Source organism: Pseudomonas sp. AC239 (assembly GCF_979258545.1).
In genome coordinates this window covers 2,269,403-2,289,289 of the sequence record NZ_OZ409864.1, presented here as the reverse complement: position 1 = coordinate 2,289,289, position 19,887 = coordinate 2,269,403, and the positions used below count along the sequence as shown (strand labels likewise).

General features: G+C 60.2%; 21 protein-coding genes. 10 read left to right on the top strand and 11 right to left on the bottom strand.

Going from position 1 to position 19,887, the window contains the following annotated elements:
• The first annotated feature begins 176 nt into the window (after positions 1–176).
• From ACZ0AZ_RS10575 to ntrC, 4 genes are all read left to right on the top strand, one after another.
• Positions 177–689, top strand: a complete 513-nt coding sequence (locus tag ACZ0AZ_RS10575; RefSeq protein WP_129998299.1) for a DUF4124 domain-containing protein — start codon at positions 177–179, stop codon at positions 687–689.
• Complete coding sequence (locus ACZ0AZ_RS10570; protein WP_463537341.1) at positions 686–1,309, top strand: DUF4124 domain-containing protein; 624 nt, start codon at positions 686–688, stop codon at positions 1,307–1,309. Before ACZ0AZ_RS10575 ends, ACZ0AZ_RS10570 begins: the two co-directional genes overlap by 4 nt.
• 230 nt (positions 1,310–1,539) lie before the next feature.
• Positions 1,540–2,625, top strand: a complete 1,086-nt coding sequence (gene glnL / locus ACZ0AZ_RS10565) for a nitrogen regulation protein NR(II) (RefSeq protein WP_039756599.1) — start codon at positions 1,540–1,542, stop codon at positions 2,623–2,625.
• Positions 2,622–4,058, top strand: a complete 1,437-nt coding sequence (gene ntrC, locus ACZ0AZ_RS10560) for a nitrogen regulation protein NR(I) (RefSeq protein ID WP_039756597.1) — start codon at positions 2,622–2,624, stop codon at positions 4,056–4,058. Before glnL ends, ntrC begins: the two co-directional genes overlap by 4 nt.
• A 549-nt stretch (positions 4,059–4,607) precedes the next feature.
• Here the strand turns inward: ntrC and ACZ0AZ_RS10555 are convergent.
• Positions 4,608–6,608: a leucine-rich repeat domain-containing protein gene (locus tag ACZ0AZ_RS10555; RefSeq protein ID WP_463537340.1), complete on the bottom strand. Its 2,001-nt coding sequence runs from the start codon at positions 6,606–6,608 to the stop codon at positions 4,608–4,610.
• A 181-nt stretch (positions 6,609–6,789) separates the two neighbouring features.
• Complete coding sequence (locus ACZ0AZ_RS10550; protein WP_129998301.1) at positions 6,790–7,230, bottom strand: hypothetical protein; 441 nt, start codon at positions 7,228–7,230, stop codon at positions 6,790–6,792.
• Here ACZ0AZ_RS10550 and ACZ0AZ_RS10545 point away from each other — a divergent pair.
• On the top strand, positions 7,229–7,684 hold the full coding sequence (locus ACZ0AZ_RS10545) for a tRNA (cytidine(34)-2'-O)-methyltransferase (protein WP_016772113.1): 456 nt from the start codon (positions 7,229–7,231) through the stop codon (positions 7,682–7,684). The two genes, ACZ0AZ_RS10550 and ACZ0AZ_RS10545, sit on opposite strands and share 2 nt — an antisense overlap.
• Before the next feature lie 120 nt (positions 7,685–7,804).
• Here the strand turns inward: ACZ0AZ_RS10545 and secB are convergent, their stop codons facing one another.
• From secB to ACZ0AZ_RS10530, 3 genes are read right to left on the bottom strand one after another with little or no spacing between them, the layout of a single operon-like run.
• Positions 7,805–8,290 carry a protein-export chaperone SecB gene (secB, locus tag ACZ0AZ_RS10540; protein WP_463537339.1) on the bottom strand — a complete coding sequence of 162 codons (486 nt, stop codon included), beginning with the start codon at positions 8,288–8,290 and terminating at the stop codon, positions 7,805–7,807.
• Positions 8,291–8,347: 57 nt separating this feature from the next.
• Entirely contained in the window at positions 8,348–8,602 is a 255-nt protein-coding gene (gene grxC, locus ACZ0AZ_RS10535) for a glutaredoxin 3 (protein WP_039756592.1), read from the bottom strand.
• 1 nt (position 8,603) lies between these two features.
• Positions 8,604–9,017, bottom strand: coding sequence for a rhodanese-like domain-containing protein (locus tag ACZ0AZ_RS10530; RefSeq protein WP_016772116.1), 414 nt, complete (start codon positions 9,015–9,017; stop codon positions 8,604–8,606).
• A gap of 153 nt (positions 9,018–9,170) precedes the next feature.
• Between ACZ0AZ_RS10530 and gpmI the strand changes: the two genes are divergently transcribed.
• From gpmI to ACZ0AZ_RS10505, 5 genes are all read left to right on the top strand, one after another.
• Positions 9,171–10,700 (top strand): 2,3-bisphosphoglycerate-independent phosphoglycerate mutase, encoded by a 1,530-nt coding sequence (gpmI, locus tag ACZ0AZ_RS10525; protein ID WP_122693236.1) that lies wholly within the window; start codon positions 9,171–9,173, stop codon positions 10,698–10,700.
• Positions 10,701–10,917: 217 nt separating this feature from the next.
• Positions 10,918–12,204, top strand: coding sequence for a murein hydrolase activator EnvC family protein (locus ACZ0AZ_RS10520; protein WP_206421216.1), 1,287 nt, complete (start codon positions 10,918–10,920; stop codon positions 12,202–12,204).
• A 31-nt stretch (positions 12,205–12,235) separates the two neighbouring features.
• Positions 12,236–13,555, top strand: coding sequence for a S41 family peptidase (locus ACZ0AZ_RS10515; protein WP_129998304.1), 1,320 nt, complete (start codon positions 12,236–12,238; stop codon positions 13,553–13,555).
• Positions 13,556–13,557: 2 nt separating this feature from the next.
• A complete protein-coding gene (locus tag ACZ0AZ_RS10510; protein WP_122601405.1) occupies positions 13,558–14,334 on the top strand; it encodes a divergent polysaccharide deacetylase family protein in 777 nt (258 codons plus the stop codon).
• 117 nt (positions 14,335–14,451) lie between these two features.
• A complete protein-coding gene (locus ACZ0AZ_RS10505; RefSeq protein ID WP_463537338.1) occupies positions 14,452–15,828 on the top strand; it encodes a Vps62-related protein in 1,377 nt (458 codons plus the stop codon).
• On the opposite strand, the gene ACZ0AZ_RS10500 is transcribed toward ACZ0AZ_RS10505, so the two are convergent.
• The 6 genes from ACZ0AZ_RS10500 to hisB form a co-directional block, all read right to left on the bottom strand.
• Positions 15,809–16,564, bottom strand: coding sequence for a substrate-binding periplasmic protein (locus ACZ0AZ_RS10500; RefSeq protein ID WP_463537337.1), 756 nt, complete (start codon positions 16,562–16,564; stop codon positions 15,809–15,811). The two genes, ACZ0AZ_RS10505 and ACZ0AZ_RS10500, sit on opposite strands and share 20 nt — an antisense overlap.
• A gap of 73 nt (positions 16,565–16,637) precedes the next feature.
• The gene (gene hisF, locus ACZ0AZ_RS10495) at positions 16,638–17,408 is read right to left on the bottom strand and encodes an imidazole glycerol phosphate synthase subunit HisF (RefSeq protein ID WP_016772122.1); all 771 of its coding nucleotides are present in this window, start codon (positions 17,406–17,408) and stop codon (positions 16,638–16,640) included.
• A gap of 107 nt (positions 17,409–17,515) precedes the next feature.
• Positions 17,516–18,256 carry a 1-(5-phosphoribosyl)-5-[(5-phosphoribosylamino)methylideneamino]imidazole-4-carboxamide isomerase gene (gene hisA / locus ACZ0AZ_RS10490; RefSeq protein WP_039756586.1) on the bottom strand — a complete coding sequence of 247 codons (741 nt, stop codon included), beginning with the start codon at positions 18,254–18,256 and terminating at the stop codon, positions 17,516–17,518.
• A gap of 103 nt (positions 18,257–18,359) precedes the next feature.
• Entirely contained in the window at positions 18,360–18,620 is a 261-nt protein-coding gene (locus tag ACZ0AZ_RS10485; protein ID WP_039756585.1) for a DUF2164 domain-containing protein, read from the bottom strand.
• On the bottom strand, positions 18,621–19,259 hold the full coding sequence (gene hisH, locus ACZ0AZ_RS10480; RefSeq protein ID WP_039756584.1) for an imidazole glycerol phosphate synthase subunit HisH: 639 nt from the start codon (positions 19,257–19,259) through the stop codon (positions 18,621–18,623).
• Complete coding sequence (gene hisB / locus ACZ0AZ_RS10475; RefSeq protein ID WP_016772125.1) at positions 19,259–19,852, bottom strand: imidazoleglycerol-phosphate dehydratase HisB; 594 nt, start codon at positions 19,850–19,852, stop codon at positions 19,259–19,261. The genes hisH and hisB overlap by 1 nt, the downstream gene beginning before the upstream one ends.
• Between the last annotated feature and the right edge of the window lie 35 nt (positions 19,853–19,887).

The following is a 19,887-nucleotide window of genomic DNA, read 5'->3' as shown; positions in this document are numbered from 1 at the left end:
TCGCGAAAGCGGTGAGGCATTGAAGATGATGGTGACTGATGCGACGCCTTCGCGAGCAGGCTCGCTCCCACAGGAGATCTGTGGTGTCTGAATGATCTTTGAATGTGTCGCCAGTTGGGCCAACCGCCCCACCTGTCCTATGCTGCTACCCATCGTTTCCAACCCCGGTCGATTTCATGGGTCGCATGCTTCTCTACATCCTGCTGCTGATCGCCCTGCCCGCCGCCGCGCAGATCTACAAGTACACCGACGCCAACGGCAACACGGCTTACAGCAATCAGCCGCCGGACGGCGTACAGGCGCAACCGCTCGAGCTGCCACCCCTCAACCGGGTCGAGCCGCAAGCACCGAGTGCGCCGCAGGCACCCACCGCAGAACAACCGCAACCACCGCGCAACGCCTACGACATCCTCGAGTTCGCCGGTCTGCCCACTGACGAGGCGCTGCGCGCCAACAACGGCACCTTCACGGTCAACGTTCTGATCAAGCCTCGTCTGCAACCACCGCATCAACTGAGACTGGTCCTGGACGACGCGCCCTACGGCCAGCCGAGCAACGTGCCGGTTCTGCAATTGATCAACGTTGATCGCGGTGAGCATCGCCTGGCCGTGCAAGTGATCGACGGCCAGACCGTCATCCAGCAGAGCCAGCCTGCGGTTTTCACCGTGCAGCGCGTGCACACGCCATGATCCGTGCCGGACTGATACTCATCCTGGCGCTGATGGCGTCGCCCACCACGGCCGAGGTCTTCACTTATATCGACGCACAGGGCAACCGCGTCTATACCGACCAGCCACGCGCCAACGCCAAGCGAGTGCCGATCGCGACGAGCAATCGCATGGCGGTCCCTGCCAACACCGCAGCGCCGATCACCACGGCGAAAAAATCCGCCGAACCAGCGCCCTTTCATTACGACATGCTGCGCATTCTGATCCCAGAGCCTGATGCCACCCTGCGCAGCAGCGCCGGCGAGCTGATCGTCAGTGTCACCAGCGAGCCCGGCCTGCAAAGCGGCCATCGTTATCGCCTGCTGCTGGATGGCAAGGCCACTGGCGAGCCCGGCGTCAGCCCGGTATTTGCACTGAGCAACATTGATCGCGGCAGCCACAGCCTTTCGATCGAAATCCTCGACGCCGCCGGGCGTACCGTGGAACGCACCGCCAATCAGCCGTTCCACCTGCTGCGCATTTCCCTGGCGCAAAAACGTCAGGCCAAACCCTGTGGCGCCGACGATTACGGCGTGCGCCCGGAATGCCCGCTCAAGGACAAACCGGAAGAGCCGAAAAATCCATTCCTGCGCTTCTTTTAACGTCTGCCAGGCATGCGCACCCTATTGGTGCACTAAACTGCAACTCGCCCACAACCCAACCCATTTTGGTTCGAAACTTCCCGTTTGAGCTGGCTTCGTGCCATACAAACGCGCGTCAATCGCCTGTTTCAGGGCTCAAGCGCTTCTTTTCGGAGCCTTGGTTTGGTTTTTGCATTTTCCCGACAACAGCGCTTTGTTCTCGCGCACGCCTTGCTCCAAAAGGGGTCCAGATGACCATAAGCGACGCTATTCACCGTTTGCTGCTCGACAACCTGACCACGGCGACCATCCTGCTCGACGCCGAACTGCGCCTCGAGTACATGAACCCGGCGGCGGAAATGTTGCTGGCCGTCAGCGGTCAGCGCAGCCATGGCCAGTTCATCAGTGAGCTGTTCACCGAGTCTCCCGAGGCGCTCAATTCCCTGCGCCAGGCGGTTGAGCAGGCGCACCCGTTCACCAAACGCGAAGCAATGCTCACCGCCCTCACCGGCCAGACCCTGACTGTGGATTACGCGGTCACGCCGATCCTGAGCAACGGCGCGACCTTGCTCTTGCTCGAAGTGCACCCGCGTGACCGCCTGCTGCGGATCACCAAGGAAGAGGCGCAGCTATCCAAGCAGGAAACCAGCAAAATGCTGGTGCGCGGCCTCGCCCATGAAATCAAGAATCCTCTCGGCGGCATCCGTGGTGCTGCGCAGCTGCTGGCGCGCGAGCTGCCGGAGGAAAGCTTGCGCGATTACACCAATGTGATCATTGAAGAGGCCGATCGCCTGCGCAATCTGGTTGATCGCATGCTCGGCTCGAATAAATTGCCCTCGCTGGCCATGTGCAACGTTCACGAAGTCCTCGAACGCGTCTGCCAACTGGTCGAAGCCGAAAGCCAGGGCTGCATCACTCTGGTGCGCGATTACGATCCGAGCATTCCCGACGTATTGATCGACCGCGAACAAATGATTCAGGCGGTGCTGAACATCGTGCGTAACGCGATGCAGGCGATCAGCAGCCAGAACGAGCTGCGCCTGGGCCGCATCAGCCTGCGCACCCGCGCCATGCGCCAGTTCACCATCGGCCACATCCGCCATCGTCTGGTGACCAAGATCGAGATCATCGACAACGGCCCGGGCATCCCGGCGGAACTGCAGGAAACCATTTTCTTTCCGATGGTCAGCGGTCGCCCGGACGGTACCGGGCTGGGCCTGGCCATTACCCAGAACATCATCAGTCAGCACCAGGGCCTGATCGAGTGTGAGAGCCATCCAGGCCACACCACCTTCTCGATCTTCCTGCCACTGGAACAAGGAGCCACATCGACATGAGCCGTAGTGAAACCGTGTGGATCGTCGATGACGACCGTTCTATCCGTTGGGTCCTGGAAAAGGCCTTGCAACAGGAAGGCATGACCACCCAGAGCTTCGACAGCGCCGACGGCGTGATGAGTCGTCTGGCCCGGCAGCAGCCGGACGTGATCATTTCCGATATCCGCATGCCCGGTGCCAGTGGTCTGGATCTGCTGGCGCGGATTCGCGAACAGCACCCACGGCTGCCGGTCATCATCATGACCGCTCACTCCGACCTGGACAGCGCTGTCGCCTCCTATCAGGGCGGCGCGTTCGAATATCTGCCCAAACCTTTCGATGTCGACGAAGCCGTTTCGCTGGTCAAGCGGGCCAATCAACATGCGCAGGAGCAGCAAGGCCTGGAAGTTGTGCCAGCCCTGACCCGCACGCCGGAAATCATCGGCGAAGCGCCGGCGATGCAGGAGGTGTTTCGCGCTATCGGCCGCCTGAGCCACTCCAACATCACCGTGCTGATCAACGGCGAATCCGGCACCGGTAAAGAACTGGTCGCCCACGCCCTGCACCGCCACAGCCCACGCGCGGCTTCGCCGTTCATTGCGTTGAACATGGCGGCGATTCCCAAGGATCTGATGGAATCGGAACTGTTCGGCCACGAGAAAGGCGCGTTCACCGGTGCAGCAAACCTGCGCCGCGGGCGCTTCGAACAGGCCGACGGCGGCACGCTGTTCCTCGATGAAATCGGCGACATGCCGGCGGACACCCAGACCCGCCTGTTGCGCGTGCTGGCTGACGGCGAGTTCTACCGCGTCGGCGGCCATGTGCCGGTAAAGGTCGATGTACGCATCATCGCCGCGACCCACCAGAATCTCGAAACGCTCGTCCACGCCGGTAAATTCCGCGAGGACTTGTTCCACCGTCTCAACGTGATTCGCATCCACATTCCACGCCTGTCGGATCGTCGCGAAGACATCCCGACTCTGGCCCGGCATTTCCTCAGCCGCGCCGCGCAGGAACTGGCGGTGGAGCCGAAGCTGCTGAAAAGCGAGACCGAGGAATACCTGAAAAACCTGCCGTGGCCGGGCAACGTGCGCCAGCTGGAAAACACCTGCCGCTGGATCACCGTGATGGCCTCCGGCCGTGAAGTGCACATCAGTGACCTGCCGCCGGAGCTGCTCAACCTGCCGCAGGATTCGGCGCCCGTGACCAACTGGGAACAGGCCCTGCGCCAATGGGCCGATCAGGCTCTGGCCCGCGGCCAGTCGAGCCTGCTCGACAGCGCGGTGCCGGCGTTCGAGCGGATCATGATCGAGACGGCGTTGAAGCACACCGCCGGGCGCCGTCGAGATGCTGCCGTTCTGTTGGGTTGGGGGCGGAACACTCTGACGCGCAAGATCAAGGAACTGGGGATGAAGGTGGATGGTGGGGATGATGAGGAGGGGGAAGAGGGTTAGGTCTCCAGTTCTGCGTTGAACCCATTCGCGAGCAGGCTCGCTCCCACAATTGGAATACGCTTCCCCTGTGGGAGCGAGCCTGCTCCGGGCGGCGTTCCGACGAAGCTTTTTGGGCCAGCATGCACCGCATCAATGCACGATGAACCGGGATCGTGCAGAGCCCGACTCTCATCGCCCTGTTTCCACGTGCTGGAAAAACTCCCGCTTCGAACAACAAAAGCCCCGAATTCCGGGGCTTTCGCATCTCTCAAGATTTTTTTGTTTCAACAGATTAAAACCTGGCACGGCGCCTGCAATGCTTTCTACAGGTGATTCGTTTCACCACCCGTTTCGGGGACCTTGGTACAGGCAGGCCGGGGATTCCCCTCTTTACATCGGGCTCACAGCGCAACGCGGCGAGCCCAACCTTTTGGGATCCTTGGTACAGGCAGGCCGGGGGTTCCCTCTTTATACCGGGCCGACGCGATACGCGAAGCCCACACTTTTGGGAACCCTGATACAGGCAGGTCAGGGATTCCCGCTTTTACACCGCCACTGCGCCCCAACGAATTATTCAAGCCGTGGGCGCTTGGGCCGGTGATGTAACGGCGGGTTCTGCCGCCCCCCGTCATATTTTCGTATTTCCGCTTCCAGCCAATCGAGCATTTTCCCAGGACTTGATTCAAATTCGACGATTGTGCTCAGCCACGCTCGCTCCACCGCATCCGCCTGACTGAAATTTTCCAGAACCCGCCAGACTCGACGCTGTAAAAGCGGGCGCTCAACATGAAATTCGGGCGTGCGACTCAGCGTGCGTATACCGTTCAGCAGCGTACTCCAAGGACCTTCGAAACTATCCCAGAGTCTGGCCTTTTCAGCCGCCTGCGCTTGCGGAAAATTTCGCAACCAGAGCGCTGCCGACCGATCAGTATGTTGCTCTGCGAGCCAAATATCGCTGCCAGTCTTGATACGGGCATGGATCAGACGTCGAAGAGAAGACGGATCGTTTATCGGGTTGCCGTTGAGATTAAATCCCGCTCTGAGCTCAACGGACTCGGGAATCGATTTGATCCGATTGTTTGAAAGATCCAATACTGTCGTTGGAAGTTGCGGGGTAATGCCTTCCGGGAATTTTTCCAGGCCGGTATTAGACAGATCCAGTTCTCGCAACGCGGTCAGTGTCTTGACTGACGGCGCAAAGTGCAGAGGGTTGTCAGCCAGCTTCAATACTTCCAGATGCTTCGGCCCTCTCTCGGAATCAAGCCCGGCTGGCGGCTTGAATATGCCGGTATCTGTCAGATCGAGATATCGCAGCTCGGCCATGTCGGAAACATCGGGGGCGGCTCTCAATACATTGCGCTGCAACTCAAGCACCTGTAAGCGTCGCAAGTCGGACAGCTGACCGACCAACGCCGAAAGATCTCGACCTGCATATGAGCTGCCGAGCTTTAGTACACGCAATTCGTTCATCCCTGCCACAGAAAAATCCGGCCTCAGCGCACATTCTTCCAAATTGAGCTCTCGCAACCCGGCAAGCTTTTTGAATTGTGCAACCAGAGGCGGGTTAACACTCGCGTGGAAATAAATCTGCCCCGACGGCCGGTTTATTGAAGGCGGTCCGAGTGGCGCCGCGATCTTCAGCGATTCAACATTGGGAAATTGAGCCAGAAATATGTGTACATCCGGCTCCCATCCCGCTCGTAGCGTGAGGTCGGAAATGGACCTGAACTGACGTGATGGAAGGTCTCGAACAGGCCACGAATCGAGATCGAGTTCCAGTTTGAAACCCGTCAGCCGCTCATTTTTGTAGACCCGTTCGTCAGGCTCCCCCAACCACTTGTACAGTCGCCGCAGCTTGGCTCCCACGGCACTAACTGCTGTGTAGGAGTCAGAATACTGATTGACCGAAAGCTCCCGAAGCCTGATCTTGCTGTCCAACTCGGAAAACCCGATCTGAACGCGCCTGAGCTCCACGTCTGCAATATCTTTGTCGCCGATCAGAGCAATGAAGTCGTCAGCCTGCTGATCGGTCGCTTCCGGCAGATATTTTTTCACCTGAGCTCGGGTCGCCTGTTCAACAACCAGGCGAGGGTGCCAGAGACCGCTCGCGGCGTCGCGCAGCAGCACCGGACCTGAAGGCAGCAACTCGCTTGGTCGACGGGCCCGGTACAGTCCGGTATGCGGATCAGCAGCAACCATAGCCATGCCGCCGATTTGCAGGTCAGCGTATGTGCGTTTGTTAATAACCCGAAGACCTTCATTGTTGACTGGCGCACGTATTGCGCGACCGTCAGTGACATAGGCAGCAAGCGACACGTCCGGAGCAATCGGCCGTGCATCAAGGGGAGCCGCGTGAACCACTACGGTATGCGACGGCGAGACGGCTTCGATATCGGCACCAATGGATGACGGAGCTGGGCGCAGCAAAGGATCGAGCGAAGCGCCCATCTCGAAGCCACGACGGCCTGGTAAATCCACCAATGCGGTGTCCGGGTCCGTCGGTCGAGCAGGGCTGGCTGGTGTATCGATATCAACGCGGCTACTGCCGCCGCGGGGTGGTTTGACCGGCATGTTTTTCATCCTTGAAGAGCTTCCCCTGCAGGTGCGCAAGGGCAGCTTGTGGTCGGCATCCTGCCGTTTGAGCGTGAGAGCGGACGATAGCGCGCGCTCGCGGTGGCTGGGGGTGGGAAAGGTCAACGGCAGCGGTGGGAAATGCCGTTAAAAAACGTCGGAGGTAACGATGAAGTTCAGATCATTGCTCTCGCAATCGAACTTCCAGCCGCCAGCGGTCATCGACCTCGCTGCCGATCCAGTCACCCTGCAACGGCCGCGCCGCCAGCACCGTCAGCAACAACCCGCCGTCACTCTTGCGCGTGCGCCAATTCACATCCCTGCCGTCGAGCTTGAGCTGGCCCTTTTGCGGCTGACCTTGCGCCTGAAACAGCAATGCGATGGTGCCGTCGATGATCTCGCCATGCAGCTTCGGCTCGTTGTTGAACCACACCACCAAACCGCCATCGGTGACCTCGACGCGCTCCAGCGCGCTCGGATCCGGCGTGGTCAGTCGACCGATCATCAGGCCGATCATCATTCCGACAATGGCCAGCGAACCGATCACTCGCGGGAATAGTTTCGAACGGTTGTCCACAGGCGGCGTAGAATGCCGCTCGTCTTTACCTTCGGAGCCGTGCATGTTTCACGTCATCCTTTTTCAACCAGAAATTCCGCCGAACACCGGCAACGTTATCAGGCTGTGCGCCAATAGTGGCTGCCACCTGCATTTGATCGAGCCGCTGGGTTTCGAGATGGACGACAAGCGCTTGCGTCGCGCCGGTCTCGACTACCACGAATATGCCACGCTGCAGCGTCACGCTGATCTGGCCAGTTGTCTTGAGAGTCTGGGCAACCCGCGGGTATTCGCCTTCACTACCAAAGGTTCACGGCCGTTTCATGATGCCGCATTCGTGCCCGGCGATGCGTTTCTGTTCGGCCCGGAAAGCCGTGGCCTGCCAGCGGACGTGCTCGACGCCCTGCCCGCCGAACAGCGCCTACGCCTGCCGATGCGCGAAGGCTGCCGCAGCCTGAATCTGTCCAACACCGTGGCGGTCGCCGTGTACGAAGCGTGGCGGCAGAACGACTTCAAATAACGCCGCAAAACAAATGTGGGAGCGAGCCTGCTCGCGAATGCGGTGCATCAGTCGACAGATCCGTCTCTGACACGCCCTCTTCGCGAGCAGGCTCGCTCCCACACGGGTGAGGCTGAACCATTATTGAACGGTCGGAGTCTCGCCGCTTTCCTGCATGCGCTGCAGCTCTTGCGCGTACAGGGCGTCGAAGTTCACCGGGGCCAGCATCAGCGCCGGGAACGAGCCACGGGTGACCAGGCTGTCCAGGGTTTCACGGGCATACGGGAACAGGATGTTCGGGCAGAACGCACCCAGGGTGTGGCTCATCGAAGCCGCGTCCAGGTTCTTGATCAGGAAGATACCGGCCTGTTGCACTTCAGCGATGAAGGCCACTTCGTCACCGTTTTTCACGGTAACGGAAAGGGTCAGCACCACTTCGTAGAAATCGCCTTCCAGCGCTTTCTGGCGAGTGTTCAGATCCAGACCGACCGCCGGATCCCACTGCTGGCGGAAGATCGCCGGGCTTTTCGGGGCTTCGAAGGACAGGTCGCGTACGTAGATGCGCTGCAAGGAGAATTGCGGTGCGGTTTCTTCTTCGCTGGCTGCAGTGTTCTGTTGGTCAGTCATCTCAGATCCTTATCGATCTTGGGTCTTTTAGGGAGTGCTGTACGTGGGTGCAGCCATTCAGCCTTTGAGCAGCGCGTCGAGTTTGCCGGCGCGCTCCAGGGCGTATAAATCATCACAACCACCGATGTGCTTTGCGCCGATCCAGATCTGCGGCACGGAGGTGCGTCCGGCCTTTTTGGTCATTTCGGCACGCAGCTGCGGCTTGCCATCGACCTTGATCTCTTCGAAGGCCACGCCTTTGCTGGCGAGCAGATGCTTGGCGCGCGAGCAGTAAGGGCAGTAATCGCTGGAATAGACGATGACGTCGCTCATATCACTTCACCAACGGCAGGTTGTCGCCTTTCCAGCTGGAAATCCCGCCGGACAGCTTGGCCGCGGTGAAGCCGGATTTCATCAGCTCGCGGGCGTGGGTGCCGGCGGTCTGGCCAAGGGCATCGACCAGAATGATGGTCTTGGCCTTGTGCTTTTCCAGCTCGCCGACGCGGGCAGCCAGTTTATCTTGCGGGATGTTCACCGCGCCAACGATGTGGCCAGCGGCATAATCCTTGGCCGGACGGATGTCCACCACCACGCCTGCATCTTTATTGACCAGTGCGGTCAGTTCGCCAGTGCTCAGGCTTTTACCGCCGCCCTGCATCGTGTGCGCCAGCAACAGAGCCAGCAGTACGACGAAGATACCGACAAGAATGTAGTGGTTAGTGGCAAATTCAATCAGGTGAGCAACCATCGAAGGAGGTTCCAGGGCGTTAAAATGTCGGCCAGTATACACAGCCACTATGGTCGGCCAAACCCCGTCCGGCGGTGACGCGGTCGGAACTTCGCTTTAAACTCCAACTCCGTTTTCCATCGCCCTCTTCTTTATCAGCCACGAGTGGATTCCATGACGACTACGCCCAAACCTTTGGTCCTGATGATTCTCGACGGCTTCGGTCACAGCGACAGCCCCGAATCCAATGCCGTGTTCGCGGCGAAGAAACCTGTGCTGGATCGGTTGTGGGCCACGGTGCCGAACGGCTTGATCTCGGGCAGCGGTATGGACGTCGGCCTGCCGGACGGGCAGATGGGCAACTCCGAAGTCGGCCATATGAACCTTGGCGCCGGGCGCGTGGTGTATCAGGACTTCACCCGCGTGACCAAAGCGATCCGCGACGGCGAGTTTTTCGAGAACCCGACCATCTGCGCCGCTGTCGATAAAGCCGTGGCCGCCGGCAAAGCCTTGCACTTTATGGGGCTGCTGTCCGATGGCGGCGTGCACAGCCACCAGGATCACCTGATCGCCATGGCCGAACTGGCCTTCAAGCGCGGCGCGGAAAAAATCTACCTGCACGCCTTCCTCGATGGCCGCGACACGCCGCCGAAAAGCGCTGCTTCGTCGATCGAACTGCTCGACGCGACTTTCCAGGCACTCGGCAAGGGCCGCATCGCCAGCATCATCGGCCGCTACTTCGCCATGGACCGTGACAACCGCTGGGATCGCGTCGCCCAGGCCTACAACCTGATCGTCGACGGCAATGGCGAATTCAACGCCGCCACCGCTCAGGAAGGTCTTGAAGCTGCCTACGCCCGGGGCGAAAGCGACGAATTCGTCAAAGCCACTTCTATCGGCGAGCCGGTGAAAGTCGAGGACGGCGATGCTGTGGTGTTCATGAACTTCCGTGCCGACCGCGCCCGCGAGCTGACCCGCGTGTTCGTCGAAGACGATTTCAAGGAATTCGCGCGCGCCCGCCAGCCAAAACTGGCCGGTTTCGTCATGCTGACCCAGTACGCCGCAAGCATTCCGGCACCGTCGGCCTTCGCCGCCGGCAGCCTGGAAAACGTCCTCGGTGATTACCTGGCGAAAAACGGCAAGACCCAGCTGCGCATCGCTGAAACCGAGAAATATGCCCACGTGACCTTCTTCTTCTCCGGCGGTCGCGAAGAACCGTTCCCGGGCGAAGAGCGCATCCTCATCCCGTCGCCGAAAGTCGCTACCTATGACCTGCAGCCGGAAATGAGCGCGCCGGAAGTCACCGACCGCATCGTCGACGCCATCGAAAACCAGCGCTACGACGTGATCGTGGTCAACTACGCCAACGGCGACATGGTCGGCCATAGCGGCGTATTCGACGCGGCGGTGAAAGCGGTCGAGTGCCTGGACACCTGCGTCGGTCGCATCGTCGAGGCGCTGGAAAAAGTCGGTGGCGAAGCGCTGATCACGGCCGACCACGGCAACGTCGAGCAAATGGCCGACGAATCCACCGGTCAGGCGCATACCGCGCACACCACCGAGCCGGTGCCGTTCATCTACGTCGGCAAACGCGACCTGAAAGTGCGCGAAGGCGGCGTGCTGGCGGACGTGGCACCGACCATGCTGATGCTGCTGGGCCTGGAAAAACCGGCGGAGATGACTGGCACTTCGATCCTCGTATAAACACTGATAATCCCTGTGGGAGCGAGCCTGCTCGCGAATACGGTGGATCAGTCGACAGCGATGTCGCCTGACACACCGCTTTCGCGAGCAAGCCCGCTCCCACATTGGTTTTGCGGTGTTTTTCTGTCCAGTTATCACACAGCCCCAATTGGGCGTTTTTTTTGCAGCCTCGGGCGGGCATACTAGGCCGTCCCTTACCCTGGTGCCGCCCGCCCCTATGCTTCGCGTCCTGATTGCCCTTGCTCTGACCTGTCTGCTCCAGCCGGCCTTCGCCGACGAGCGCGCGCAAACCCAACAGCAGTTGGAGGCCACGCGCCAGGATATCGCCGAGCTGAAAAAACTCTTGGGCAAGCTGCAGGAAGAAAAGTCCGGCGTGCAGAAAGAGCTCAAGGGCACCGAAACCGAGATGGGCAAGCTGCAGAAGCAGGTCGACGCGCTGCAGAAAGAATTGCAGAAAAGCGAATCCGAGCTGCAGCGGCTCGATGCAGAGAAAAAAAAACTCCAGAGCGCGCGCACTGAACAGCAGCGACTGATCGCCATTCAGGCCCGAGCGGCCTATCAGAACGGTCGCCAGGAATACCTCAAGCTGCTGCTCAACCAGCAGAATCCCGAGAAATTCGCCCGCACCCTCACCTATTACGACTACCTGAGCCAGGCCCGCCTGGAGCAGTTGAAGAACTTCAACGAAACCCTGCGCCAACTGGCCAATGTCGAAAAAGACATTGGCCTGCAGCAGGCGCAGTTGCTGGTGCAGAAAAGCGACCTCGACACTCAGCGCGAAGCACTCGAGAAGGTCCGCAAGGAACGCCAGCAGGTTCTCGCCAAGCTAAATGACGACGTGAAAGCCCGCGATCAGAAACTGGCCGCCCGCGAGCAGGATCAGGCAGACCTGTCTAAAGTCCTTAAAACCATCGAAGAAACCCTGGCCCGCCAGGCTCGTGAGGCAGAAGAAGCGCGGCAGAAAGCGCTGATCGCCCAGCAGGAAGCGGAAAAAAAGCGTTTGCGTGAGGCGCAGGCTGACAACAGCGACGCCCCACGAAAACCCGCCAGATCAAGCCCCGGCGCGCTGGTATCGAGCAGCGGCGAGACCTTTGGCGGGCCTTTTGCTGCAACCCGGGGAAAACTTCCGTGGCCGGTTGATGGTCGATTACTCGCACGCTTCGGTGAAAGCCGTGGCGACGACGCCCGCACCAAGTGGGATGGGGTGATGATCAGCGCCTCCGCCGGCAGCCAGGTGCATGCCGTACATGGTGGGCGCGTGGTGTTTGCCGACTGGCTGCGCGGTGCCGGGTTGCTGGTGATCCTCGATCACGGCAACGGTTTTCTGAGTCTTTACGGTCACAACCAGACGCTGCTCAAGTCGGCGGGTGATGTGGTCAAGGCTGGCGAGTCGATTTCCACTGTCGGTAACAGTGGCGGTCAGGACACGCCAGCGCTGTATTTCGCAATTCGTCAGCAGGGTCACCCGAGTGATCCGGCGCAATGGTGTCGTGCGCAAGGATAAGCGCACCATCTAATTCAGGAGTTCGTTCGACATGCTGCATTTGTCCCGCCTTACCTCGCTGGCCCTGACGATCGCTCTGGTGATCGGCGCGCCTCTGGCGTTCGCCGCGCAACCGGCCCCGACTGTCGCTCCGGCAGGCACTGCCGCGACCGCCAAGGCGCCGCTGCCGCTGGAAGAGCTGCGCACCTTCGCCGAGGTCATGGACCGGATCAAAGCCGCGTACGTCGAGCCTGTGGACGACAAGACCCTGCTGGAAAACGCGATCAAGGGCATGCTCAGCAACCTCGATCCGCATTCGGCCTACCTCGGCCCGGAAGACTTTACCGAACTGCAGGAAAGCACCAGCGGTGAATTCGGCGGCCTGGGCATCGAAGTCGGCGCCGAGGACGGCTTCATCAAGGTTGTCTCACCGATCGACGACACCCCGGCGTCGAAGGCCGGCATTCAGGCTGGCGACTTCATCGTCAAGATCAACGGCCAGCCAACCCGCGGCCAGACCATGACCGAAGCCGTCGACAAGATGCGCGGCAAGATCGGCCAGAAAATTACCCTGACCCTGGTTCGCGATGGCGGCACGCCGTTCGACGTGACCCTGGCCCGTGCAGTGATTCAGGTGAAAAGCGTCAAGGCGCAGCTGCTGGAATCGGGCTACGGCTATATCCGTATCACCCAGTTCCAGGTCAAGACCGGCGAAGAAGTCTCCAAGGCGCTGACCAAGCTGCGCAAGGACAACGGCAAGAAGCTCAACGGCATCATTCTCGACCTGCGCAACAACCCGGGTGGCGTGCTGCAATCGGCGGTGGAAGTGGTCGACCACTTCATCACCAAAGGCCTGATCGTCTACACCAAGGGCCGCATTGCCAATTCCGAGTTGCGCTTCTCCGCCACCGGCAAAGACGAGAGCGAAGCGGTGCCGATGGTCGTGCTGATCAACGGTGGCAGTGCCTCGGCTTCGGAAATCGTCGCCGGCGCCCTGCAGGACCAGAAGCGTGCCGTGGTCATGGGCACCACCAGTTTCGGCAAGGGCTCGGTGCAGACCGTGCTGCCGCTGAACAACGACCGCGCGCTGAAGATCACCACCGCGTTGTATTTCACGCCGAACGGCCGCTCGATCCAGGCTCAGGGCATCGTGCCGGACATCGAAGTGCGCCGCGCGAAGATCACCAACGAAGCCGACAGCGAATACTTCAAGGAAGCCGATCTGCAAGGTCACTTGGGCAACGGCAACGGCGGCGCCGACAAACCGAGCGGTTCCGGCGGCAAGGCCAAAGCGATGCCGCAGGATGACGATTACCAGCTGGCCCAGGCCCTGAGCCTGCTCAAAGGCCTGAGCATCACCTCCGGCCGCTGAGGATGTTGCTCCGCGCACTCTGCGTCCTGTTGTGCTGTCTGGCGGGTTTTGCCCAAGCAGAGCCCGCCAGCTCCTCGCCGCACAAAGCCTACCTGACATTGATCATCGATGACCTGGGGCAGAACCTGCCCCGGGATCGTCGCGTGCTCGCGCTGCCCGGCCCGGTCACGGCAGCGATCATGCCTGATACCCCACACGCCACCGAATTTGCCCGCGAAGCCCATCGCGCCGGCAAGATCGTCATCCTGCACATGCCCATGGACCCGGCCACCGGGCCGTACGCCTGGCATCCCGAACTGCCCATCGAAGAGCTGCAGAAACGCCTGAATGCCGCGTTTGAAAAAGTCCCGTTCACCGCCGGCATCAACAATCACATGGGCAGCCGCATGACCGCGCAGCCTGCGGCGATGGCGTGGTTGATGGGCGAATTGCAGCGTCGGCACAAGTTCTTCGTCGACAGCCGCACCAGCGCGCAGACCGTCGCAGCGCAGCAGGCGCAGAAAATCGACCTGGCCAGCGTTTCCAGAGACGTGTTTCTCGATGATGAGCGCACCGAAGCGGCCATTGCCACTCAGCTACAGACTGCGATCGCCCTGGCGCACAAACAGGGTTCAGCAGTGATGATCGGCCATCCGTACCCGCAGACCCTCGCGGTGCTGGAGCGCGAATTACCCAAGCTCAAAGCGCAGGGCATCGACTGGATCGATATCCGGCAGATGATCAGCGTGCGCAGCAATCGCGCCATGGCCGGGCATGGCAAGGACGGCGTTTACCGGTAAAACCCTGTGACGCTGGCACATACATAGTTACCACCCGATAACCCTCCCTGTTTCCGATAGTGCGACCTGCAATAGGTCGCGACGCCCTCGCGTCGCTTTCAACTATCAGGAATCATCATGACTATCGAAGACAATATCGCAGCGCTGCCACGGCAAATGGAACCGATCATCCAGGACAACCTGCTGATCAACTTCACCACGGAGTTCAATCGGGTCTGGAGCAGCAACGGCTCGAAAGCGAAACCCGCCACCTTCTGGCGCCCTGCCCCCGCTCCGGATGCACTGCCGGGCTATTTCCCGCTGGGCGATATGCTGATCCCCGGCGATGCCAATATCAACGGCGAAGTAGTCGCGGCCGTGGTCTGCGAGAGGGATTTGAAAGGAGTCGAAAACGCCAGAGGCAAGGCACTGGCGCGTCCGATCGATTTTGAACTGGTCTGGAAAGAAACCGGGGCGCCCAATGTTGCGCGCCTGTCGATCTGGCGCCCTTTGGCACCTGTCGGTTACGTCGCCTTGGGACAAGTCTGCACCACCGATCATTGCAAACCTTCGCTCAACTCAGTGCGTTGCGTCAGGGTCGACCTCGTCGTCGCGGCGAACCTCGGCGAGTTGATCTGGAATGACAAAGGTAGCGGCGCCAAAATGAGTTTCAGTGCCTACACCATCGAACCGCCGACTGCGGCAGCAGGCGAAATCCTGTTTGCAGCGGGCACATTCGCCGGCATTCAGGGCTACAGCAAGCCTGCGGCACCTTCATCGGCGTACGCGTTGCGCATGCAGATCCCTGTGCAACTGAGCGAACCACCGCAGGTTCCGGTTCTCGGTGGCTATGCCAAGCCAGCCGAAAGCGAACCCGCCACAGTCACACATGTTGCCCGCCTGCCTTGGTTCGCGGTGCGAGACCATGCGCATCCCGGTGAGCAGTTTCGCAACTCACCTTACTACGCACTCAAGAGGACCGACCAATACGTGCTCATCGGTTATGAGCGCAATGAGGCAGACACATACCGCGCGAGAAAATGGACTGCGCCGCGCGCGCAGAGCGCCGTGACGATGCGGATGTTCCATAGCTTCACCGCGATGGAAATTGTAAAAGCCTGGCCATCCGCGCCTCTGAGCGACATCCGCATGACCAGATTCTCGGCTTGCCTGCCGAAGGCCCTGACCCACACTGAAGCGTCTTCCAACGGCTGGCACGAGCTGCGACCGCAGATCGTGATTGCCATGGTGCCAAAACAATCAGCCGTAGCGGTCTATCAGATGCAAAGCCATTACGAACTGGTGAGGGAAGACGGTACTCAAGTGGCGGTCGATTTCGGCTATACCGACGACTCCAGCGTTCTGCTGACGCAATACCCGCCGCAATCCATCGAGTCAGTCAGTTCGTGCCCATCGCTGACGTCGGATATCCCCGCTGAGACAGGCATCGACAGCACCAGCGTAGAAGCGCTGCCATCGCCTGATCTGGATGTGGTCACAGATAGCGCGCCATGATTTCATCGACCACGCCTTCCTTGCGCAACTGATCCAGCGCGGTCTGCAACCTGGCGACGACGTCATCGGAAACATCCTTGTTCAGCGCCAGGTACAACTCGGCGCTGTTGAAGCGCAGCACGGTCTTCAGGCCGGTCACGCCATCCTGCCGTGCCAGATAACGGCCGGCAGGATCACCCGTGGCCCACAGATCGATCTGGCCATTGAGCAGCTTTCTAGCGTTGTCCTGATCGCGCAGCACCACCACCGGTTTGAGGCCTTGCTTGGTGAGTGTCTCGGCAATCGCATCCCCTTTGTAGGCGCCGATCTTGTATTTGCGCGCATCATTGAGGGTTTCGAGGGTGATCTTGCTGTCAGACTTGGCCAGCAGGATCCAGTCGTCCGGGCCGATTGGGCCGACCCATTTGAACAGTCTTTCGCGATCGGGCAGGCGCGCCATGACGAAGGCCCCGTAGCCGGGATTCTCCAGGGCGAGTTTGTAGACACGCTCCCAGGGGAAACGCAGGGTCAGGCTGTAAGTGAGGCCGGCGCGCTGGAACATCTCGCGAACGATGTCCGTGGCAATGCCGTTGATGTTGTCGCCCTGGGCGAAATTCTTGCCGTTCTTCGCCATGTTGTACGGCGGGAAGTTCTCGGTGAGCAGCACCAGATCGGTGTCGGGACTGGTTTCGGCCCGGGCATTGCTGATGAACAACAACGAGGCGCTGGCGAGAACAACAAGCAGGCGTTTGATCATGTCGGGCTACCGGAATCCATGGCGTGCCCAAGAGTGCCTTGGGCGCGCCATGCTGTCCACTGGCCTGTACGCTTTAGCGCATGACGATGCCGCGATGCGACATGTAGGCCTTGGCTTCCTGCACGGTGTATTCGCCGAAGTGGAAAATACTTGCCGCCAGCACCGCACTGGCATGGCCTTCGAGAATGCCGTCAGCCAGATGCTGGAGGTTGCCGACGCCACCGGAAGCGATCACCGGAATGCCCAGCGCGTCGCTGATGGCGCGGGTCACGCCGAGGTCAAAGCCGTTTTTCATGCCGTCCTGATCCATGCTGGTCAGCAGGATCTCGCCGGCACCGAGGCCTTCCATTTTCTTCGCCCACTCGACCGCGTCGAGGCCGGTTGGCTTGCGCCCGCCGTGTGTGAAGATTTCCCAGCGCGGGGTTTCGCCGGGGCCGGAGACTTTCTTGGCGTCGATGGCGACGACGATGCACTGCGAGCCGAAATGCTGCGCGGCTTCGCCCACGAATTCCGGGTTGAACACGGCAGCAGTGTTGATCGACACCTTGTCCGCGCCGGCATTGAGCAGGTTGCGGATGTCCTGCACGGTACGCACGCCACCGCCGACGGTCAGCGGGATGAACACCTGACTGGCCATGCGCTCGACGGTATGCAGCGTGGTGTCACGGCCATCGACGCTGGCGGTGATGTCGAGAAAGGTAATCTCGTCGGCGCCCTGCTCGTCGTAGCGACGGGCGATTTCCACCGGGTCACCGGCGTCGCGGATGTTCTCGAACTTCACACCTTTGACGACCCGGCCGTTGTCCACGTCCAGGCAAGGGATGATGCGCTTGGCTAACGCCATAAGACTTAATCTCCGATTAAGAAGCTTCAAGCTTCAAGCTGCAAGAAAGGGCGGATTGCGGTCGCGCTTCTAACTTGCAGCTCGCAGCTTGCAACTTGAAGCTGCTTTTATCTGGCCGCGTAGCCATCACAAAAAGCTTGAGCCTCTGCAACATCCAAAGTGCCCTCATAGATCGCGCGGCCCGTGATCGCGCCGATGATGCCCGGTGCCTTGGCGTCGAGCAGCGACTTGATGTCACCCAGGTTATGGATGCCGCCGGAAGCGATCACCGGAATCCTGGTGGCAGCGGCCAGCGCAGCGGTGAACGGTACGTTGCAGCCCTGCATCATGCCGTCTTTGGCGATGTCGGTATAAACGATCGAGGACACGCCGTCGGCTTCGAACTGCTTGGCCAAGTCAATGACCTGCACGGTGCTGATCTCAGCCCAGCCGTCGGTGGCGACGAAACCGTCTTTCGCATCCAGACCGACAATGATCTTGCCCGGAAACGCACGGCAGGCTTCAGCAACGAACGCCGGATCTTTTACGGCTTTGGTGCCGATGATCACGTAGCTCACGCCGGCTTTGACGTAATGCTCGATGGTTTCCAGCGAACGGATGCCGCCACCGATCTGGATCGGCAGGGTCGGGTAGCGCTTGGCGATCGCGGTGACCACTTCGCCGTTGACCGGCTGGCCTTCGAAAGCGCCGTTCAGGTCGACCAGATGCAGACGACGGCAACCGCCCTCCACCCACTTGGCAGCCATGCTCACCGGGTCATCGGAGAACACCGTGGAATCTTCCATGCGGCCCTGGCGCAGACGTACGCAGGCACCGTCCTTGAGATCGATAGCGGGGATAATCAGCATGCTTTTTCCTTCGTCAAAAGAGCGGCAAGCTGCAAGCCATAAGCTGCAAGCGCGCACGCGCGTCTATCTCTTGCAGCTTGCAGCTTGACGCTTGCCGCTGCTCTTAATTTTTTTCGAGCGCCCACAGGTCGCTTTCGATGCTTTCAAACCGTTCCTTGAGGTGGGTCTGCACATCGAAAATCGCCCTGTTGTAATAGTGCGGAGCAATCTCACGGGTAAACAGCTCAAGAATTTCCGCCGCCTCGAACGAACCCAGGTCCAGTTCGAAACGATCCTCCATGAACCGCTGAATCTTGCGATTGGCCTCGCTCTCCTGCTCGGGAGAGAGGGTCAGAATCGGCGGCTTGGACTTCTTGACGGCCATTTACCAGCGACCGTCCCACGCGGCGAAGTTCTGCAGCAATTGCAGGCCATGGGTATGGCTTTTCTCCGGGTGGAACTGCACGGCGAAACGCGAGCCATCGGCCAGCGCTGCGGCGAAGTCGACACCGTAATGACCGCTGCCCACCACCTGCCGCGCATTGGCGGCGGCGATGTAGTAGCTGTGCACGAAGTAGAAACGCGCCAGATCCGGGATGTCATGCCACAGCGGGTGACTGATGGTCTGCTTCACCTCGTTCCAGCCCATGTGCGGGACCTTCAGGTGCTCGCCGTCTTCGTGCAGATCCTTGCCGAAGAACTTCACCGCGCCCGGAAACAGGCCGATGCAGTCAACGCCTTCGTTCTCTTCGCTGCTGTCGAGCAAGGCTTGCATACCGACGCAGATGCCGAGGAACGGCCGATCCTGGCTGACCTCACGGACCAGCGAATCGAAGCCGAGGCGACGGATCTCCGCCATGCAATCGCGAATTGCGCCAACGCCCGGGAAGACCACGCGGTCGGCTTCGCGAATCACGTTCGCGTCGCTGGTAATCAGCACCTTGCCGGCGCCGACGTGCTCAAGCGCTTTGGCCACCGAGTGCAGATTGCCCATGCCGTAGTCGATAACTGCAACCGTCTGCATTACAGAACGCCTTTGGTCGATGGCATTTGCCCGGCCATGCGCTCGTCCAGCTCAACGGCCATGCGCAGCGCGCGGCCGAAAGCCTTGAACACGGTTTCGATCTGGTGGTGAGTGTTGGTGCCGCGCAGGTTGTCGATGTGCACGCTGACCAGCGCGTGGTTGACGAAGCCCTGGAAAAACTCCTGGAACAGGTCGACGTCGAAACCGCCGACGGTAGCGCGGGTGTACGGTACGTGCATCTGCAGGCCGGGGCGACCGGAGAAATCGATGACCACACGCGACAGTGCTTCATCGAGCGGCACGTAGGCATGGCCGTAGCGACGGATGCCTTTTTTGTCGCCGATGGCTTTGGCGAACGCCTGGCCGAGGGTGATACCGACGTCTTCCACCGTATGGTGGTCGTCGATATGCAGATCGCCCTTGCATTCGATATCCAGGTCGATCAACCCGTGACGGGCGATCTGATCCAGCATGTGCTCAAGAAAAGGTACACCGATATCGAATCGGGCCTTTCCGGTGCCATCAAGGTTGATCGAGGCTTTGATCTGGGTTTCCAGAGTGTCGCGCTCGACAGACGCCTTACGTTCGGCCATCACCAGCTCCGCAAAATCATTGGGCGAAAAAGGCA

Bases quoted from the DNA above. Each gene is read 5' to 3' on its own strand.
- ACZ0AZ_RS10515 (WP_129998304.1), top strand. From the start codon at position 12,236: ATGCTGCATTTGTCCCGCCTTACCTCGCTGGCCCTGACGATCGCTCTG.
- ACZ0AZ_RS10485 (WP_039756585.1), bottom strand. From the start codon at position 18,620: ATGGCCGTCAAGAAGTCCAAGCCGCCGATTCTGACCCTCTCTCCCGAG.
- ACZ0AZ_RS10500 (WP_463537337.1), bottom strand. From the start codon at position 16,564: ATGATCAAACGCCTGCTTGTTGTTCTCGCCAGCGCCTCGTTGTTGTTC.
- ACZ0AZ_RS10530 (WP_016772116.1), bottom strand. From the start codon at position 9,017: ATGGTTGCTCACCTGATTGAATTTGCCACTAACCACTACATTCTTGTC.
- ACZ0AZ_RS10555 (WP_463537340.1), bottom strand. From the start codon at position 6,608: ATGCCGGTCAAACCACCCCGCGGCGGCAGTAGCCGCGTTGATATCGAT.
- ACZ0AZ_RS10550 (WP_129998301.1), bottom strand. From the start codon at position 7,230: ATGCACGGCTCCGAAGGTAAAGACGAGCGGCATTCTACGCCGCCTGTG.
- secB (WP_463537339.1), bottom strand. From the start codon at position 8,290: ATGACTGACCAACAGAACACTGCAGCCAGCGAAGAAGAAACCGCACCG.
- glnL (WP_039756599.1), top strand. From the start codon at position 1,540: ATGACCATAAGCGACGCTATTCACCGTTTGCTGCTCGACAACCTGACC.
- ACZ0AZ_RS10575 (WP_129998299.1), top strand. From the start codon at position 177: ATGGGTCGCATGCTTCTCTACATCCTGCTGCTGATCGCCCTGCCCGCC.
- grxC (WP_039756592.1), bottom strand. From the start codon at position 8,602: ATGAGCGACGTCATCGTCTATTCCAGCGATTACTGCCCTTACTGCTCG.
- ACZ0AZ_RS10570 (WP_463537341.1), top strand. From the start codon at position 686: ATGATCCGTGCCGGACTGATACTCATCCTGGCGCTGATGGCGTCGCCC.
- ACZ0AZ_RS10505 (WP_463537338.1), top strand. From the start codon at position 14,452: ATGACTATCGAAGACAATATCGCAGCGCTGCCACGGCAAATGGAACCG.
- hisH (WP_039756584.1), bottom strand. From the start codon at position 19,259: ATGCAGACGGTTGCAGTTATCGACTACGGCATGGGCAATCTGCACTCG.
- hisB (WP_016772125.1), bottom strand. From the start codon at position 19,852: ATGGCCGAACGTAAGGCGTCTGTCGAGCGCGACACTCTGGAAACCCAG.
- ACZ0AZ_RS10510 (WP_122601405.1), top strand. From the start codon at position 13,558: ATGTTGCTCCGCGCACTCTGCGTCCTGTTGTGCTGTCTGGCGGGTTTT.
- gpmI (WP_122693236.1), top strand. From the start codon at position 9,171: ATGACGACTACGCCCAAACCTTTGGTCCTGATGATTCTCGACGGCTTC.
- ntrC (WP_039756597.1), top strand. From the start codon at position 2,622: ATGAGCCGTAGTGAAACCGTGTGGATCGTCGATGACGACCGTTCTATC.
- hisA (WP_039756586.1), bottom strand. From the start codon at position 18,256: ATGCTGATTATCCCCGCTATCGATCTCAAGGACGGTGCCTGCGTACGT.
- ACZ0AZ_RS10545 (WP_016772113.1), top strand. From the start codon at position 7,229: ATGTTTCACGTCATCCTTTTTCAACCAGAAATTCCGCCGAACACCGGC.
- ACZ0AZ_RS10520 (WP_206421216.1), top strand. From the start codon at position 10,918: ATGCTTCGCGTCCTGATTGCCCTTGCTCTGACCTGTCTGCTCCAGCCG.
- hisF (WP_016772122.1), bottom strand. From the start codon at position 17,408: ATGGCGTTAGCCAAGCGCATCATCCCTTGCCTGGACGTGGACAACGGC.